Source organism: Streptomyces sp. NRRL B-1347 (genome assembly GCF_000720325.1).
Classification (GTDB): Bacteria; Actinomycetota; Actinomycetes; order Streptomycetales; family Streptomycetaceae; genus Streptomyces.
The window spans coordinates 124698-141118 of sequence record NZ_JOJM01000018.1 but is presented as its reverse complement, the minus strand read 5'-3'; the positions used below and the strand labels follow the sequence as shown (position 1 = coordinate 141118).

The following is a 16421-nucleotide window of genomic DNA, read 5'->3' as shown; positions in this document are numbered from 1 at the left end:
ATTCGGCGCCCGTTCTCAGCCATGCAATCAACATTCAACGAAGCCCAACACTACGGTGATCGAAAATTCCAGTCAACAGTGGAATCAAGACATAACTTCTCCCCTCCCCGACTCGTCACCGCGCGCACATATGGGACTCAATTCGACGACATGTGCGCTGATGACAGCCGTGCACGGAGATCGATTCACCACCCCGTCAACACGTGGAGAACCAGCCCACGCGAACGTCGCGCGAATCAGTTCACGGATCAACGGGCAGCCACCACAGGGGTGTTGACTGCCGAATAGCACCGGGCTACCGTCGCCATGACTCCCGGTCCCGCACCCCGCGTCCGCAGCTCCGGGACCCATGCCCGCCGTGTGGCCCGCACAGAAAGAGCCGCCAGGCCACACGAAGACGAGGCTTAACTCTACATTCATCGGCAATTCACGCTGCCGCTTCTGCCGTCAAAAACCTGTTTCAGGAAGGACTGGCGAGTTTGCATTCTCATCGCGTCAGCACGGTGGAGATAGACGAGGAACGACTGGCCAAGGAGCTGGAGCAGGCGAAGGAGTTCAACTTCGCCGAGCCCTATGACGAGTTCCTGTGCAGCCGCCCGGCACGCCAGCAAGGGCAGATCATGCTCTGGGCGCCCGGCGGCGACAACGGGGACGGCATCATCAAGCACTACGACGACGGTTCCGCGTCGGGTGTCACCGCGTACGGGCGGCAGTTGCCGTACCTCATACAGATCATGGAAGAGTCGCTGTCCGTCCGGCATCTGCGGTTCGCCCGACTGGCCGCACTGACCTCGAACGTCCTGGTCCCGCACCGCGACTACGTCGAGTTCGACACCGCCGCCGCCACCGACAAGCGCCCCGCGCACCGGCTGCACATCCCGCTGATCACGTTTCCCGACTGCTACTTCAGCGACGACAACGTGGTCTTCCAGATGGCGGCGGGGGAGGTGTGGTTCCTCGACGTCACCAAGGTGCACAGCGCAGCCAACCTCTCGGACGAGCTGCGCCTGCACCTGATCGTCGACTTCGTCGACACCGAGGACCACGACGCGCTGCTCACCATCCCCACCGAGACCGAGCGGGTGATCCCCGACTCCCGCGTCGTACACCGCCCGCCGCTGCCGGACGCCGCACGCCGGGCCCTGTACGCCCTGGCCGACGTGGTCGACCCGCAGAACATCCGGGAGGTGTTCGGCCTCGTCGCCAAGGCCGGTTTCCAGTACGACGGCGGCGAGAACTTCTTCTGGCGGACGATCGCCGCGATCCGCGACCGGGTCGCCGACCCCGCACTGGCCGCGCGCCTCGCGGACATGGACGACTACTTCCTGTGCGAACGCGCCACGTGACCGGCGCACCGGACCCCGGGCGGGCCGTGCCGCCCGGCGGCACGGCAGCGGCCCGTTCGCTGCGGCACGGCGTGGTCATCCTGCCGGAGCACAGCTGGCCCCTGGCCCGTGACCGGTGGCGCCGGGCCGAGGAGCTGGGCTTCGACCACGCCTGGACCTTCGACCACCTGATGTGGCGCCAACTGCGGGAGTCGACGTGGTACTCGGGCCTGACCACGCTGACCGCAGCGGCCGCCGTCACGACCACGCTGCGGCTCGGCACGCTGGTGGCCAGCCCCAATCTGCGGCACCCGGTCTCCTTCGCCAAGGAGCTCATGACCCTGGACGACATCTCCGAGGGCCGCCTCATCTGCGGGGTCGGGGCCGGTGCCCAGGGCTTCGACGCCGAGGTCTTCGGTGCCGCTCCGCTGTCCCCCGCCGAACGGGCGGCGCGCTTCGAGGAGTTCGTGGAGCTCACGGACCTGCTCCTGCGCCGGCCGGAGACCAGCTACAGCGGCCGGTACTACCAGGCGCGGGAGGCCCATATGCATCCGGGCTGTGTCCAGCGCCCGCGGGTGCCGTTCGCCCTCGCGGCCGGTGGCCCCCGCGGGATGCGCCTCGCGGCCCGGCACGCCCAGTCCTGGATCACCGTCGGGGTCCCGGGGCGCTTCCAGGAAGGCCGCTTCGACCGGATGGCCGGGCTGCTCAGGGACCAGCTGGCCCGGCTCGACGAGGCCTGCGCCGCCGAGGGCAGGGAGCCGACCACCCTCGCGCGGATCGTCGTCGCCGGTGAACAACTCGGCGGCGTCCTGGAGTCGGCGCAGTCCTTCGTGGAAGCCAGGGAGATGTTCTCGGAGATGGGCTTCACCGACCTGGTGGTCTTCTGGCCCCGCGCGGACTTCCCCTTCGCGGGGCGCCCCGAGGTCCTCGACGCCATCGCGCCGCTGCTGCACGAGGGCGCCGACACCGCGACGCGCCGCGCCGACACCACAGTGCGTCCGGCATGAGCGGCACAGCGCCGGGCGACGGCGCCCACGCCCTGACCGGCTCGCTGCGCGCGGCCGGGGTCTCCGTGTGCTTCACCAACCCCGGCACCTCGGAGATCCACCTGGTGGCGGCGCTCCAGGACACTCCGGGCACACGCACCGTGATGTGCCTGTTCGAAGGGGTGGCGACGGGCGCGGCCGACGGCTACGGCCGCATGGCGCCCGTACCGGCCATGACGCTGCTCCACCAAGGCGCCGGACTCGCCAACGGCCTCGCCAATCTGCACAACGCCCAGCGGGCGGGCACACCCGTGGTGAACGTCGTGGGCGACGGAGCGATCACCCACCGCGGCCTCGGCGCACCGCTCGAGTCCGACGTCGTGGCCCTCGCCCGTCCCATGTCGCAGTGGGTCCGCAGCAGTACGCACGCCGCGGACCTGGGAGCCGACGCGCTCGCCGCGCTGCGGGCGGCGACCGGCCCGCCGTCCGGGGTGGCCACCCTGGTCGTCCCCTCGGACGTGGCCTGGGCCCCGTGCCGCCCGGAGCGACCGGCCGAAGGCGCCTCGCCGCCGGGCGGCACACGGGCGGACACCATTGCCGACAGCGGTCGGCAGCCACACACGACGACGTCCGTGGCCACCCCCGCCGACAGCGCCCGCGCGCTGCGGTCCGGCCCCGGCACCCTGCTGCTGCTCGGCGGACGGGTGCTCACCGCCCGCGGCCTTGCCGCCGCCGACCGGATCGCTCAGGCCACCGGCGCCGCGATACTCGCCGAGCCGTTCCCCGGGCGGCTCGAACGCGGCGTGGGCGTGCCGTTCGTCGAGCGGCTCAGCGCGGCTCCCGATGCCGCGCGGACCCGTCTCGCCGATGCCACCCAGCTGATCCTGGCCGGTGCGGCCCGGCCCGTCACCGCCTTCGCGACCCCCGGAGTGCCCGGGGACCTGGTCCCGCCCGGCTGCGCGGTGACTCATCTCGCCGACCAGGGCCAGGACGTCGTCGACGTACTGGAGGAGGTCGCCGACCAGGTCGCCCCGGGCACCCGGCCGCGGCTTCACGAGGCGCTGCCCGCACCGCGCCTCTCACCCGGCGCCGAGCTGACCGCGGACACGGTGGCGCGGGTCGTGGGCACCGCGCTGCCCGAGGGAGCCATCCTCGTCGACGAGACCAACACGTCCGGCGCGGCCCTGCCGGCCGCGACCGCCTCGTCCGCCCGGCACGACCTGCTCACCCTGTCCGGCTTCGCCATCGGCCAGGGTCTGCCGCTCGCCGCGGGCGCCCAACTCGCCTGCCCCGAACGGCCGGTGATCTGCCTGGAGGCCGACGGCAGCGCGATGTACACCCTCAGCGCGCTGTGGACCCAGGCGCGCGAGCATCTCGACGTGACCGTCCTCGTGCTCAACAACCGCAGCTACGCGATCCTGCGCCGGGAGGCCCGCCGCATGCTGGGCCCCTCCGCCGCGCCGCTGGCGGAGCTCTTCGACCTGGACCGGCCCGACCTCGACTTCGTCCGGCTCAGCGAGGGCATGGGCGTACCGGCCTGCCGTGTCCGGACCGTCGGCGAACTGGCCGACCGGCTGAAGTGGGCGCTGTCCGAGCCCGGACCGCACCTCATCGACGTGCCGGTGCCCGCGGCCCACTGACCGAGCGGCGCGATCGTACGAAGGACCAGGACCTGGTGAGGAGCGAGCACCCCGTGACCACCGAGCAGCACGACGCATCCCGAGAGCCACGTGTACCGGAGGAGGCCCTGGCCGCCCTGTTCGCCGAGTGCCTCCAGGTCCCCTCGGTCGGCCCCGACGACGACTTCTTCGTGCTCGGCGGCTACTCGCTGACCGCGACGACCCTGTCGGCGCGCGTCCGCAGCGCCCTGGGCGTCGAGGTGACCACCGCGGACATCTTCCGCAACCCGACCGTACGGAGCCTGCGCGACGCCCTCGGCAGCGGGCGGGAGAGGGCGCGGCTCATCCGGCCCGCCGACCGCGGCGCGCCGATCCCCGCGTCCTTCGCTCAGGAACGCCTATGGATCCTCGACCAGTTCACCGGCCCCAGCAGCCTCTACAACGTCGCGATGGTCCTGCGTCTGGACGGCCCGCTCGACCAGGCCGCCCTGCGCAGGGCACTCGGTGATGTGCTGGAGCGTCACGAGGCCTTGCGCACCCGGGTCGTCCTCGGCGAGGACGGGCCCGTCCAGGAGGCCCTTCCGGCACCGCGGGAGGCGCCGCTGCACCACACCCGCGTGACGGCGGGCACGGCGGTGGCGGCCGTGCGGGAGGCGGCCGACCGCTCCTTCTGTCTGGCCACCGAGATCCCCTTCCGCGCGGAGCTGTTCGCGTACGACACCCGCGCGGGTGACAGCGGCACGGATGACAGCGGCTCGTACGATGACCGCGCGGATGACGGCGGCGCGTACGTCCTGCTCCTGCTGATCCACCACATCGCTGTCGACGGCTGGTCCAACAACCGTCTGACCAGGGACATCGGCCTCGCCTACAGCGCCCGCCTCGCCGGGCGGGACGTGCCCTGGCAGCCGCTGCCCGTCCAGTACGCCGACTACGCGGTGTGGCAACGCGCCCAGTACGCCCCGGACCGCCTCTCCCCCACGGCTCTGCGGCAGACGGAGTTCTGGCGCTCCGCCCTGGCGGGTGCCCCCGAGCCGCTGGTGATGACCACCGACCGGCCCCGCCCACCGGTGCCCAGTGGCAGCGGCGACCACCTTCCCCTGGTCCTCGGCCCGGCGCTCCACCGGGAGCTCCAGAGCACGGCCCGGCGCTCGGGCTGCACCGTCTTCGTCCTCGTGCACGCCGCGCTCGCCCTGCTGCTGCACCTGCGGGGCGCGGGTGAGGACGTGGTCATCGGCGCGACCGTGGCCGGGCGGCCCGACGCCTCCCTCGACGAACTGGTGGGGCTGTTCGTGAACACCCTCGTGCTGCGGGTCGACCTGTCGGGCGCCCCCACGGTCGACGAGGTCGTACGCCGTGCCCAGGCGGTGGATCTCGCGGCGATGGAGCACCAGGACCTCCCGTTCGACCGGGTCGTCGAGGCGGTGAACCCGGTGCGGTCGGCCGCGTACGGCCCGCTGGTCCAGGTTCTCCTGGCGTTCCAGGCGGGTGCCGTCGAGCCGCCGGAGATGACGGGCCTGCGCGCCGAGGCCGAGATCCTGCCCCTCAAGGTCGCCAAGTTCGATCTCACCTGGGAACTGACCGAGGCCTTCGACAGCGACGGCGGACCGGCCGGCGTCACCGGCCATCTGGAGTACGCCGAGGACCTCTTCGACCGGGACACGGCCCGCGCCATGGTCGGGGACCTGGGTGTGATCCTGCGCGTCATCACCAGGGAACCGGACCGTCCGATCCATGACCTCCCCTGTGGTAGAACGGCGTTCGCCGGAAACAGCGGCGATCTTTGAGCGCCGGACCGACCGAGCCAGCGGAGGAGACCGTGCCGAGCACCACCCAGCGCCGCGTCCGTGACCGGATACCGCCGCTGTTACGCCAGACCACCTTCCGCAGATACTGGACCGCCCAGTCGATCTCCTACCTGGGCGATCAGATCACCTTCGTCGCCCTGCCGCTGGCCGCGGTGCTCGCCCTGGACGCCAGCGCCGCCGAGCTGGGTGTCCTCTCGGCCGCGGCGTCCCTGCCCAATCTGCTCTTCTCGCTGTACGCGGGCTCGCTCATCGACCGGTCCGGGCGGCTGCGCGCCACGATGATCGTCGCCGACCTCGTCCGCGCGCTCGTCCTGGTGACCGTGCCGATCGCCTACTGGCTCGACGTGATGACGCTGCCTCAGCTGTACGTCGTCGCCTTCGTCACCGGGACGTTCGGCATGCTGTTCAGTCTGTGCGCCAACAGTCTGCTCGCCGTCGTCGTGCCCCGTGAGCAGTTGCTGTCGGGCAACGCCCTGGTCAAGGGGAGCTACAACTTCTCCTTCGCGGCGGGGCCCGGCATCGGCGGCGGCCTCGTGCAGATCCTGTCCGGCCCCGTCGCGATCGTCCTCGACGTGTTCTCCTTCATCGGGTCGGCCCTGCTGCTGCGGTCCTTCTCACCCGACGAGCCCCGGCCCGCGCCCGCGGGGCGCAGACATCTGCGGGAGGGGCTGCGGTTCGTCCTGCGCACCCCGGTCCTGCTCGCGAAGTTCTTCGCGGACGCCAGCCTCAACTTCTTCTACACGATCTACTTCACCCTCCTCGTCCTGTACGCGGTCGAGGACCTCCAGCTGTCGTCCGGCCTCGTCGGTGTCGTGATCGCGGCGGGTGCCGTCGGCGCGATGGCCGGGGCGGCGCTCACGACCCGGGTGAGCCGGTCTCTGGGCGTGGGCGGGGCCTTCTTCCTCGGCGCGTTCCTCTACCCGGGGGCCCTGGTCCTGGTGCCGCTGGCGCACGGACCGGTGTGGCTGGCGGCCACGCTCCTGATCGTGGCCGAGTTCGTCTCCGGCGTCGGCCTGATGGTGTGCGACATCTCGGCGACCTCGATCCAGCTGGCCCTGACGCCGCACCGGCTGCGGGCCCGTGTGCAGGGCGCGTTCATGCTGTTCAACAAGGGGTCCCGGCCACTGGGCGCGCTCGTGGGCGGCGCCCTGGGCAGCTGGCTGGGCCTGCGCCCGACGCTGTGGCTGGCCACCCTGGGCGGTGTCGTGAGCATCCTGTTCATCCTGCCCAGTCCGCTGCGGCGGATGAAGGAACTGCCTGCCGAGGCGGAGTGACGAGGGCTCGGTGGTCCCCGGCGGTTCGGCTCGCCGCCCCGCCGGGGACCCGGCTTCGTCGCGGCTCAGCGGCGCGGCGGCTCGCCCAGCGGCACAGCTGCTCGACGGCTCGACGGCTCACGCGACGGCGCTGAGGGCCTCCGTGGAGGCGACCCGGATGGTGGGCAGGATCTCCCGGGACCGCAGGACCATGCCCTGGCAGTAGTTCGCGTTGTGCTCCAGGCTCCGCTGCCGTTGGTACGGCATCTTCTGCCGCCCCCGGTGGTCGACGTGCAGGGTGACCCGTTCCGCCCCTTCGTCGTCGGCGTCGAGCATCTCCCGCCCCACCAGCAGGCGGAACAGTTCCACGGACACCTCCACCAGGAAGCCCTTGCCTTCCGGCTGGCCGAGCAGGGCAACCTCGGTGAACTCGTAGTCCGGTGTACGCACCGGTTCGCGGTAGATGTAGGCCCGGGTGAGGAGGTCCATCTCGAACGCCTGGCGGGCCATCGGGTCGGCCCACCAGTCCTGGGTGGCGACGAAGTCGGCCAGCAGCCGGTCGAACTCCTCGCGGTGCGAACTCAGCACCATGTGCGCGGTCTTGCCCGTGTTCAGCAGGTCGTAGTTGCCCAGGTCCTTCGTCGACTGGATGAAGAACTGGCACACCTCCGAGTCGGGCCTGCTCCGGAAGTAGCGGGCCATCTCGGCGAACAGGTCACCATAGGAGAGGGTTCCGGTCGCGTCGAGATATCCCGAGAGCACGAACAGGGCCCGCATGTTGTACAGGGTGTACAGCGCGTGGTTCACCCAGTAGCCCTCGTAGCAGTCCTGTTCGGTCACCCACTTCGTGCCGAGGACGACCTCCGCCTCGGAGACGTCACTGGCCGCCTCGGCGGTCACGATGCCGAGGGCCTCCCGCTGCGCGTACATGGGCGTGTTGTGCAGGAACAACTGCGGATAGACGATGATGGTGTCGGCGTACGAGCGGCAGAGCCGGGTCAGCCCCTCTTTGAACGACGTGAGGGTCTCGCCGGGCAACGGCCAGATCATTTCCACGTACGAGCTGATCCGCTTCTCCCGCAGCAGGCGCTGCAGCCCGATGTAGGTCTCCTCGCGGATGTTCTTGCGGTCCACCATCTCCAGCGTGGTCTCGTTCACCGTCTGCAGCGAGATGGGCTGGCTCACCATCAGTCCCCCGCGTACGAAGATCTCGGTGATCTCGGCCATGCGCTCGGGCCGGTTCTTGGCGGCGGCCATGTGGACGATCAGCGGGTAGCCGTTCTCCTCGCTGCACTCGACGATGTACTCGCTCAGGGCGATGTCGCGGGGTGAAAGGCCCCAGTTGGCATCGGCGATCATGAGCGCGTTGTAGCCGTGCTCACTGACCCATTTGATCTCGTTCTTGATCCGTTCCTCTTCGAACTTGTTGACCTTGGAGTTCGTGGCCGCGCCCCAGTAGCAGAAGGTGCAGCGGAACGGACAGCCGCGGTTGGTCTCCATGATGGCGAAGCTGAATTCGTGGCCGTCGAAGACGCCGTTCAGGAACGGTGACGGGATGTCCATCAGGTTCTGGATCCTGGGGGCCGGCTCGGTGGTGACGAGTTCGCCCGCGGACCAGAAGCTGAGCCCCGGCACCTTGTGCAGGTCCGGCGTCTCCGTACCGAGCTGCCGGATGAACTCCAGTGAGGTGCGTTCCCCTTCGCCGTTGCACACGTAGACGTTCTCCGCGCCGTCGCTCAGGTACGTCGCGGCGTGGTTCATCACCTGGGGCCCGCCCAGCAGGTAGTACGCGTCGGGTCGCAGCGCGCGCAGTTCCTTCAGCAGCCAGCGGACCAGCTTCATGTTCCAGATGTAGCAGCTGAACGTATAGAGGTACGCGTCCCTGTCGGCGAGCTGCCGGAGCAGGTCGCGCCGGTCGCCGGAGACCGGCAGTGACACGATCTCGAACGTGTGGGCCGCCGCGACCTCCTCGTCCTCCTGGGCGAACGCCTGGATGTAGCCCGAGGCGAGCGGCAGGATGTTCTCGTAGGTGGGCAGTTCCACCAGTACGATCTTCCGGCGGTCCAACGTGGCCGTTCCGCCGTCCTTGATTCCGGGTAATGCGTGGCTTCCCATGTTCGCGCCCCTTATTTCCTCTGCCCGTCGTGGTCGCTCACGAAGTATTTGGACATGGCTCCCGTGACGGTCGCCATGTGGTCGAGGTAGAAGAAGTGCCCACCCGACATCAGATGCGTGGTGCATTCCGCCGTGCCCAGTTCGCTCCAGCGTTCCGCCTCGGCCGTGGGCACGAGGTCGTCCTGCTCTCCGCCGAACACGACGATCGGGATGTCAAGCCTGCGCCGCACATCGCCGTACGCGTAGTTCCTGAAGAGCTTCACGTCGCCCCTCAGGGTGCGCAGTGCCTGGCTCATGACTTCCGGGTGATTCATGAGGTCGTCGGAAATGCCCTCGTACATGCCGAGGATTCCCAGGAGCCATTCGTCCGTGATCTCCTCTTCGGACGCCGGGTTCGGCCGGTGCCGGTGGGGAGGGACGGCCCCGGAGGCGAAGAGCACGGCGGGCGGGCGTCCCGCCGACTGTTCCCTCCAGCAGAGTTCGTATCCGACGTAGGAGCCCATGCTGTGGCCGAAGACGTAGAGCGGTCCTTCGAGGTCGCCCAGGCCTTGGAGGATCTCGTCGACGATGCGGTGGAGGTCCGCCGCGACCGGCTCGTCGGCACGTGACGCGCGAGCGGGGTACTGGGCCGCGAGGAGGCGCAGGTCCTTGGGGAGCCAGTCCGCCCACGGGCCGTAGTTCTGTGCCGATCCTCCCGCGTGGGGCAGGACGAGCACCGTTCCCTGTCCGCTGTCCCCCGTTCCTGGCCGCATGTCCCACAGACACGCTTGGGCCCTGTTCGCACGGGTCGTCGTCGTGGGCGAATCCGCGGTCGGCTGCGCGGACTTCGTCACCCGCTGGTCGATGCGTTCAGCCAGTTCGGCCAGGACCGGTGCGTCGTTCAGCACCCTGACCGTGATTTTGATGTCCCAGTCCTTGCGCACGCGCAGCACGACCTTCGTGGCCAGCAGCGAGTCCCCGCCGACGTCGAAGAAGTCCTGGTCGCGCTTGACCTTGTCCTTGTCGAGCCGCATGACGTCGGCCCAGATCTCGGCGAGCCGCCGCTCGGTCGCCGTCTTGAAGTCGCTGTCTTCCATGCGCCCCCCTGTTCGGAGTGATTCCGTTCGTCCGGTGTTCACGAATTCCCCGGCCGCTTCCCGGGGCCTTTTCACCGCTTTCACGTACTGCGTCAGGGCGACGAGGGCGCGAGAGCGGCGGTGATGGCGTCCCGGTCGGCCTTTCCGCTGGGGGTGCGCGGCAGTTCCGGCAGCACGGTGAGCGAGACCGGGATGAACTGCTCGGGCAGCACTTCGGTGAGTGCCTTGAGCGTCCTTGCGCCGTCGAAATCGTCCGCACGCACATCCACGGTCACGGCGGCGCGCAACTGCCGGGAGCCCTCGGCGACGTCCACCACGACGGTGACCGCCTCGACGACCCCCGGCTGCTCCAGCAGGCAGGCGTCGACCTCCAGGGGGTTCACCCGGACTCCGCGGATCTTCACCTCGCGGTCGATCCGGCTGAGGAGGTGCACGGTGTCCTCCTCGACGCGCACCAGGTCGCCGGTGCGGAACGCCTGGCGGTGCCCTCGGGGTGTCGTCGCGTCGAGGGTGACGTACCGCTCGGCGTTGAGCGCCGGCTGGTTGAGATAGCCCACCGACAGGGGTGCGCCCGCCACCAGTAGTTCGCCCACCGACGGTTCGCCCGGCTCGGTCGGGGCGACGAGGATCTCGCAGCCCGGCAGCGGGCGTCCGATCGGGGGGAGCGCGGGCCACTCGTCGCTCGCGCCCATGAGCGTGTGGACCGTGACCATCGCGGACTCGCTCTGCCCGTAGTGGTTGTTCAACCGACAGCCAGGGAGGCGTCGGAAGAGGTCACGGACCGCCGGGGTGCACACGAGTTGCTCGCCCGCGGTGTTCACCTCGGTCAGGGCGAGCTGTTCCAGGGAGTCCGCGTCCTCGGCGGCCACGGCGAGCATGTGCAGGGCGACGTACGGCAGGAACAGGCGCTCGACGCGGTGGTCGACGAGCCAGTCGAGGAGGGCGATGGGGTCGCGCCGGAGCGGCTCGGGCATGACGATCAGCGTTCCTCCGCCGCACAGCGTTCCGAGTACCTCCTGGAACCAGACGTCGAAGTTGAGCGGTGCGAACTGGGCCGTGCGCAGGTCCGGGCGCACCGAGTGACGCCACTGCCAGGCCGCCATGTTGTCGATGCACCGATGGGGCAGGGCCACGCCCTTGGGCAGCCCGGTTGATCCAGAGGTGTAGATCACGTATACAGGAAGGTCCGGTCGACAGGACAGCCGCTTCAGCGCGGCCACGGCGTCCGGATCGCTCCGGTCCGGTGCGGCGGGGATGCGGACCGCCTCCGCCTTGAGGCCGAAGGCCGGTTCGTCGCCGCAGTAGAGCAGCAGTCGGGCGTCGCTGTCGGCGGCCATGTGCTCCAGGCGCCTGACCGGATACTCGACGTCGAGGGGCACGTAGGTCGCTCCCGCGCTCACCGTGGCCAGCATCGCCGCGATGATGGCGGCACTCCGAGGTCCCGTGACCGCCACCCGGTCGCCCGGGCGAATGCCGTGGCCGAGCAGGAGGTCGTGGATGCGGCCGGCCCAGGTCGCGAGGCGGCCGTAGGTCAGTTCGTGTTCCTCGTCCTTTACCGCGATGTCTTCCCTTCGCTCCTCTGCGGTCGCGGCCAACGACTCCAGCAGGCACCGCACATCGGCGTCGCCACCCCAGAGCGAGTACATCCCCCCGCCGGGTGCCGGCGCCCTTGATTCTTCTGACATCATTGCCCCCTCGGGCATATCCACAGTGACGGTCAAAGTCGCCGCCGACCACAATTCATCTGCTCTCGTCCCGGCATTCCACGGGCAACACCCATGGAAAACACCGGAATTCCCACTTCGGGCAACTGCGTCGGCAGCACGTGCTGGCATGAACTGGGCTGCGACACAGTGACGATCCGCGAACAGGATTCTAACGGCAGCGGCGGCAGCGCGAATTGCCAATTGATGCGGAGTTACGTCTCGGCTTTGCGTGGCTGCGCATCGAGCACGGGTCCCGGGCATTCGGAAGCAAGGTGCGGACCGGGATTCATGGCGACGGTATCCCCACGCAATTCACCAGTCAACACCTCGACTGTGCGGCGCAGTTGGTTCGCGGGCTGTTTCACGCTGGGCCCACACAGGCCGATTCCCGCACACCTCGCCTAGGCGCCGAAATGATCTCCGCATACGGATCCGACCTGCACGCGACCGCCGAATTCAACGCCTTGCGTTTCCCTCGCGGCGGATCACTGGAGGCGGAGGTCATTTCTTGATCCCATCGGCGATCCGGCTTTTCGATCACCGTGCCGGTAAATGATGTTGGGCGTTTCCCGGATGCCGAGGACGGGTGCCGCACGGGTGGGTCGACGGGCCAGCAGGGGGACTCGCCGCACCGACGACGTGACGCCGTGCGCCCCCCTGGCACAAAAGCAACGAACCGTCCCAGATCGGAGGGCATGCTACTCCCCCTGCCGATGGCCGAAGTTACCCCCTGCGAGTCCACGACTCCCGAGCGGCATGTTTGCATGTGTCCATGATCGTTAACGAACAGCAAATGTCCGTCCCACGCACATACGTCGACCGCGTCCTGGAGCACTGGCACAAGGACGAAGAGGCCGAGGCCCTCGTCCAGGGCGCGCGGCGACTGACCCGGAAGGAGGCCCGCCAGCAGCTGTTCAGGCTGGGGCACGCGCTGCGCGGTCAGGGGCTCGTGCCCGGCGACGCGGTGGGGCTGTTCCTGGCCAACCGTGTGGACTCCGTCCTGGTGCAGATCGCGGTCCACCTCATCGGCTGCCGCGTCGTCTTCCTGCCTCCCGAGCCGGGGCCCGGTGAACTCGCCGCCCTGGTCGAGCAGTCCCGGGCCCGCGTCGTGGTCACCGACCCGCTCTTCGCGCAGCGGGCCGCCGACGCGGCCGGCCGCAGCGTCCACGCCCCCGCGCTGCTCAGCGTCGGCCCCTGCGACCAGCGGTGCCCTGACCTGCTCGCCCTGGCGGCCGAGTGCCCGGCGGAACGCCCCGGCGGCGTGCCCGCCCCGGCAGCGGACGAAGCCGTCACCGTTCTCTACACCGGTGGCACCCTGGGCCGCCCCAAGCTCGCCGCGCACAACCACCGGCTCTACGACGTCCTGGTCGAATCGGCGGAGGACGATCCGCAGGATTCCCGCCCCGGGTTCTTCCCCACCATGGACCCGAGCACGGACCGGGTGCTCGTCTCCACGCTGCTCACGCACGGCAGTGGCCACCTCACCTCGCTCCAGGCGCTGGTGACGGGGTCCGCGCTCGTCGTGCTGCCCGAGTTCGAAGCGGGCGCGGCCCTTCAGGTGCTGCGCGAGGAGCGGATCACCGCCACCATGTTCGTACCGCCGATGCTGTACGCGCTGCTCGACCACCCGGAGTCGGTGCCGGGCGTGCTGCCTGCGTTGCGGCGGATCGTCGTCGGCGGCGCGGCCTCGTCGCCCAGCAGGCTGCAGCAGGCGGTCGAGGTCTTCGGACCGGTGCTCAGCCAGGGCTACGGGCAGTCGGAGGCGCTCGGCATCGCCGCGTTCGGCGCGGAGGACCTCGCGTCGGAGGCGGCCCGCCGTCCCGAGCTCTGGCGCAGCTGCGGTCGCGCGATATCCGATACTGAGATCGAGATCCGGAGTGAGGACGGCGGCACCGCACTGCCCGTCGGGCAGGTCGGCGAGGTGTGCGTCCGGGGCGAGACGGTGATGCTCGGCTACTACGAGGACCCGCAGCGCACCGCCGAAGCGGTGCAGGACGGCTGGCTGCGCACCGGGGACGTGGGCTATCTCGACGCCGAGGGCTATCTGTATCTCGTCGACCGGGCCAAGGACATCATCGTCACCGGCAGCACCAGCGACAACGTGTACTCCCGGGTCCTTGAGGACTTCCTGCTGACGCTGCCCGGCGTGCGCAACGCGGCGGCGCTGGGCGTACCGGACGAGGAGTACGGGGAGGCCGTGCAGATCTTCCTCGCCACGGCCGAGGGCACCGACGTCGACCCGGACGCGGTCAGCGCGGCCGTGACCGCCGAGCTGGGAGAGCTGTACACGCCCCGGAAGACCGTGCTGCTCGCACAACTGCCCACCACCAAGGTCGGCAAGGTGGACAAGAAGGCGCTCCGCGCCGCATGGGTCGACAGCGCCCAGGACGCGCCGCTCACCACCGTCGAGGGCTGATCCTCCCGGCCTTCGACAAGGCCGGCCGCGACCGCGTCGTCCGCCCGGACGAGCCCTCCCCCGGCCCGTCCGGGTCCGCGGCCCGCCTCCGGGACGACCGCATCGCGGGCGTGCCGGGCCCCGGCAGCACCGGATGACTGCCCCGGTGACATCCGCGTGCGCCGGACCGGTAGGGAATGCGCCGCTTCCGGATATCCAACCGCGATAGCGACTTTGACGTACTGATCCGCTGCAAGTGCCGTAGCTGCTGGTCGATCAATTCCAGAGGCCTTTCCCGCTATTGACGCTCGATGTGATGCGGCGTATATCTCTTGTCACTGCAACCGGCGCAGCGGAGTGATCAGAATTTCCCCAGAGCCTCGGCGCCCCGGGGACAGTCGGCCGGGACAGGGGAGTTTCTCGGCAATCCGCTGCCGCGAAACAAGGGGGTCGAACATATATGCTTCGCATCACGGCCGATATCTTCTCCGGCCGCCCCGATCCGGTATCCGACATCACCGACGAGAACGAAGTACGGGCACTGCTGCGCGAGGTGGAAAGGAATCGCAGCCTGTTCCTCGGTGAGGCGCCCGCCGAGGGCGGACTCGGCGTCCGGGGATTCTGGCTCGAACCGCTGAACGACGAGCTCGGCAGCGACTTCGGCACCGAGCCGAGGCTGTACCTCCCGGTCGGCGCCCAGGCACGCGGTGGCCGCGCGGCCGAGCTCGGCGAGCGGCTCGTCACGCTGATGGAGCGCGGGGAGCCCGCCGCCTCCGGCGAAGCCGCCGAGCCGATGGACGCCTCGCTGCGCGAATACCTGATTCCGCAGCTGGCGGCTCCCGCCCGGGTCACCGTCACCGACCAGACCACTCCGGCGGAAGCGGCACCGGAAGCCGAACAGGGGTCGGCGGAGGGATCGGGAGAGGTCTCCACCAAAGCCGCCTGCACCATCGAACTCGGGGCATTCAACCCGGGATTCTGGAACAACGACGCGACCGTCCGCCTGAACAACAACTGCTACAACTACGCGAGCAACTGGCGGACGAATACGTTCGCCCAGCCCGGCCGTGGCTGCGGCAACATGTACAAGGCCATCACCTGTGCCGAAGTGACGCGTGCTTCGCTGTGCGACGGCATGCACCACAGGTTCGACTGCTTCCCCGACTCCGAGAAGCCGCGCTATTTGGTGGCGCTGGTCATCGCCCCCGGCCCCGGCTTCATCGACTTCCACTGGTTCCGCAAGCAGAACGAGGGGTTCTGGGGCCACAAGCCCGGCGGCACGGCCGCCCGCAACACGGACAACAGCGGAAACGTCATCTACAATCCCGAGACCGCCAACCGTGGTCCGTACACGGTCTTCTGCGGTTACTTCTACGGGTGCAACTCGCAGCGGCAGCGGATACGGTAGCGGGCCCAGCGCCCTCCCTGAGCCGGGAGGGCGCTTTCCCCTGCCGGGGCCCAGAAGGCCGCGGCAGCGCCCATAGGGAATGACCGATATGGACGTCGAGATCGATCTCTACAGCGGACGGCGCAATCCGGTGTTCTCCCTCGCCCCTGAAGCCGAGGAAGACCTGATGTGCCGAATCGCCGCCCTGTCTCCGGCACCTTCCGGAGCCGCCCCGCATCAAGGACTCGGTTACCGCGGATTACGCATCACCAATGGCCCGGCGGCCACCATCATGGAGATCGTGGTGTCCGGCGGAATGGTCGTCGTCCGCGACCGCGACGGCGCGGAGCGGGTCCTCCAGGACGAGGGACGCGCGGTGGAACGCTCGCTTGCCGAACTCGCCGCCGCCAGCCTGGATCCGACCGAGATGGCGGTGCTGCGCCGGGAGTTGAGGGGTTGAGCGGCGCGCCCGTTGACCGGCGTGCCCGTTGACCGTCGCACCCCCGGAATCCGCCCCGGCCGAGGACGGCAGTCACGACCGTCATGATCAAGCCATGCGCCTCGTCGAGCCGGTCGAGCGCCTCGTCTATCCCGGGCACCCGCATGAGGGTGTCGTCACGTACGCACAAGGGGGGTAGCTGACGAACTGGGCGCCGCAGACGGCCTGTTGCGGCTCGCCGAACATCAGTGCGCAGAGGCCGCGCCGCCCGCCCGAGGCGGGTCGCCGACACGGCACGGTCGACCGCGAAGG

Annotated in this window: 11 protein-coding genes; 8 read left to right on the top strand and 3 right to left on the bottom strand. The window is 69.6% G+C overall.

The features are described 5' to 3' along the window. The first annotated feature begins 479 nt into the window (after positions 1-479). From IG74_RS0117785 to IG74_RS0117765, 5 genes are read left to right on the top strand one after another with little or no spacing between them, the layout of a single operon-like run. Positions 480-1346 carry an aspartyl/asparaginyl beta-hydroxylase domain-containing protein gene (locus IG74_RS0117785; protein WP_030677501.1) on the top strand — a complete coding sequence of 289 codons (867 nt, stop codon included), beginning with the start codon at positions 480-482 and terminating at the stop codon, positions 1344-1346. Beyond that, a complete protein-coding gene (locus IG74_RS0117780; protein WP_234334358.1) occupies positions 1343-2332 on the top strand; it encodes an LLM class flavin-dependent oxidoreductase in 990 nt (329 codons plus the stop codon). The genes IG74_RS0117785 and IG74_RS0117780 overlap by 4 nt, the downstream gene beginning before the upstream one ends. Next, a complete protein-coding gene (locus IG74_RS0117775; protein WP_030677499.1) occupies positions 2329-3951 on the top strand; it encodes an acetolactate synthase large subunit in 1623 nt (540 codons plus the stop codon). Before IG74_RS0117780 ends, IG74_RS0117775 begins: the two co-directional genes overlap by 4 nt. 53 nt (positions 3952-4004) lie before the next feature. Next, positions 4005-5717 (top strand): condensation domain-containing protein, encoded by a 1713-nt coding sequence (locus IG74_RS0117770; protein ID WP_030677498.1) that lies wholly within the window; start codon positions 4005-4007, stop codon positions 5715-5717. Between the two features lie 32 nt (positions 5718-5749). Beyond that, positions 5750-7012 carry an MFS transporter gene (locus tag IG74_RS0117765; protein WP_030677497.1) on the top strand — a complete coding sequence of 421 codons (1263 nt, stop codon included), beginning with the start codon at positions 5750-5752 and terminating at the stop codon, positions 7010-7012. Between the two features lie 117 nt (positions 7013-7129). On the opposite strand, the gene IG74_RS0117760 is transcribed toward IG74_RS0117765, so the two are convergent. The 3 genes from IG74_RS0117760 to IG74_RS0117750 all read right to left on the bottom strand — a co-directional run bounded on the left by IG74_RS0117760 (position 7130) and on the right by IG74_RS0117750 (position 11777). Next, entirely contained in the window at positions 7130-9034 is a 1905-nt protein-coding gene (locus IG74_RS0117760) for a B12-binding domain-containing radical SAM protein (protein ID WP_158857656.1), read from the bottom strand. 83 nt (positions 9035-9117) lie between these two features. Beyond that, positions 9118-10182: a thioesterase II family protein gene (locus IG74_RS47985; protein ID WP_051854979.1), complete on the bottom strand. Its 1065-nt coding sequence runs from the start codon at positions 10180-10182 to the stop codon at positions 9118-9120. A 92-nt stretch (positions 10183-10274) separates the two neighbouring features. After that, positions 10275-11777: an AMP-binding protein gene (locus IG74_RS0117750; RefSeq protein ID WP_199818844.1), complete on the bottom strand. Its 1503-nt coding sequence runs from the start codon at positions 11775-11777 to the stop codon at positions 10275-10277. A 904-nt stretch (positions 11778-12681) separates the two neighbouring features. On the opposite strand from IG74_RS0117750, the gene IG74_RS0117745 reads away from it, so the two are divergent. The 3 genes from IG74_RS0117745 (at position 12682) to IG74_RS0117735 (ending at position 16130) form a co-directional block, all read left to right on the top strand. Continuing rightward, complete coding sequence (locus IG74_RS0117745; RefSeq protein ID WP_063761256.1) at positions 12682-14304, top strand: class I adenylate-forming enzyme family protein; 1623 nt, start codon at positions 12682-12684, stop codon at positions 14302-14304. Between the two features lie 439 nt (positions 14305-14743). Beyond that, a complete protein-coding gene (locus tag IG74_RS0117740; protein WP_030677487.1) occupies positions 14744-15691 on the top strand; it encodes a hypothetical protein in 948 nt (315 codons plus the stop codon). An 88-nt stretch (positions 15692-15779) separates the two neighbouring features. After that, positions 15780-16130 (top strand): hypothetical protein, encoded by a 351-nt coding sequence (locus IG74_RS0117735; protein WP_030677484.1) that lies wholly within the window; start codon positions 15780-15782, stop codon positions 16128-16130. Positions 16131-16421: the final 291 nt, after the last annotated feature.

Bases quoted from the DNA above. Each gene is read 5' to 3' on its own strand.
- IG74_RS0117775 (WP_030677499.1), top strand. From the start codon at position 2,329: ATGAGCGGCACAGCGCCGGGCGACGGCGCCCACGCCCTGACCGGCTCG.
- IG74_RS47985 (WP_051854979.1), bottom strand. From the start codon at position 10,182: ATGGAAGACAGCGACTTCAAGACGGCGACCGAGCGGCGGCTCGCCGAG.
- IG74_RS0117745 (WP_063761256.1), top strand. From the start codon at position 12,682: ATGTCCGTCCCACGCACATACGTCGACCGCGTCCTGGAGCACTGGCAC.
- IG74_RS0117740 (WP_030677487.1), top strand. From the start codon at position 14,744: ATGCTTCGCATCACGGCCGATATCTTCTCCGGCCGCCCCGATCCGGTA.
- IG74_RS0117735 (WP_030677484.1), top strand. From the start codon at position 15,780: ATGGACGTCGAGATCGATCTCTACAGCGGACGGCGCAATCCGGTGTTC.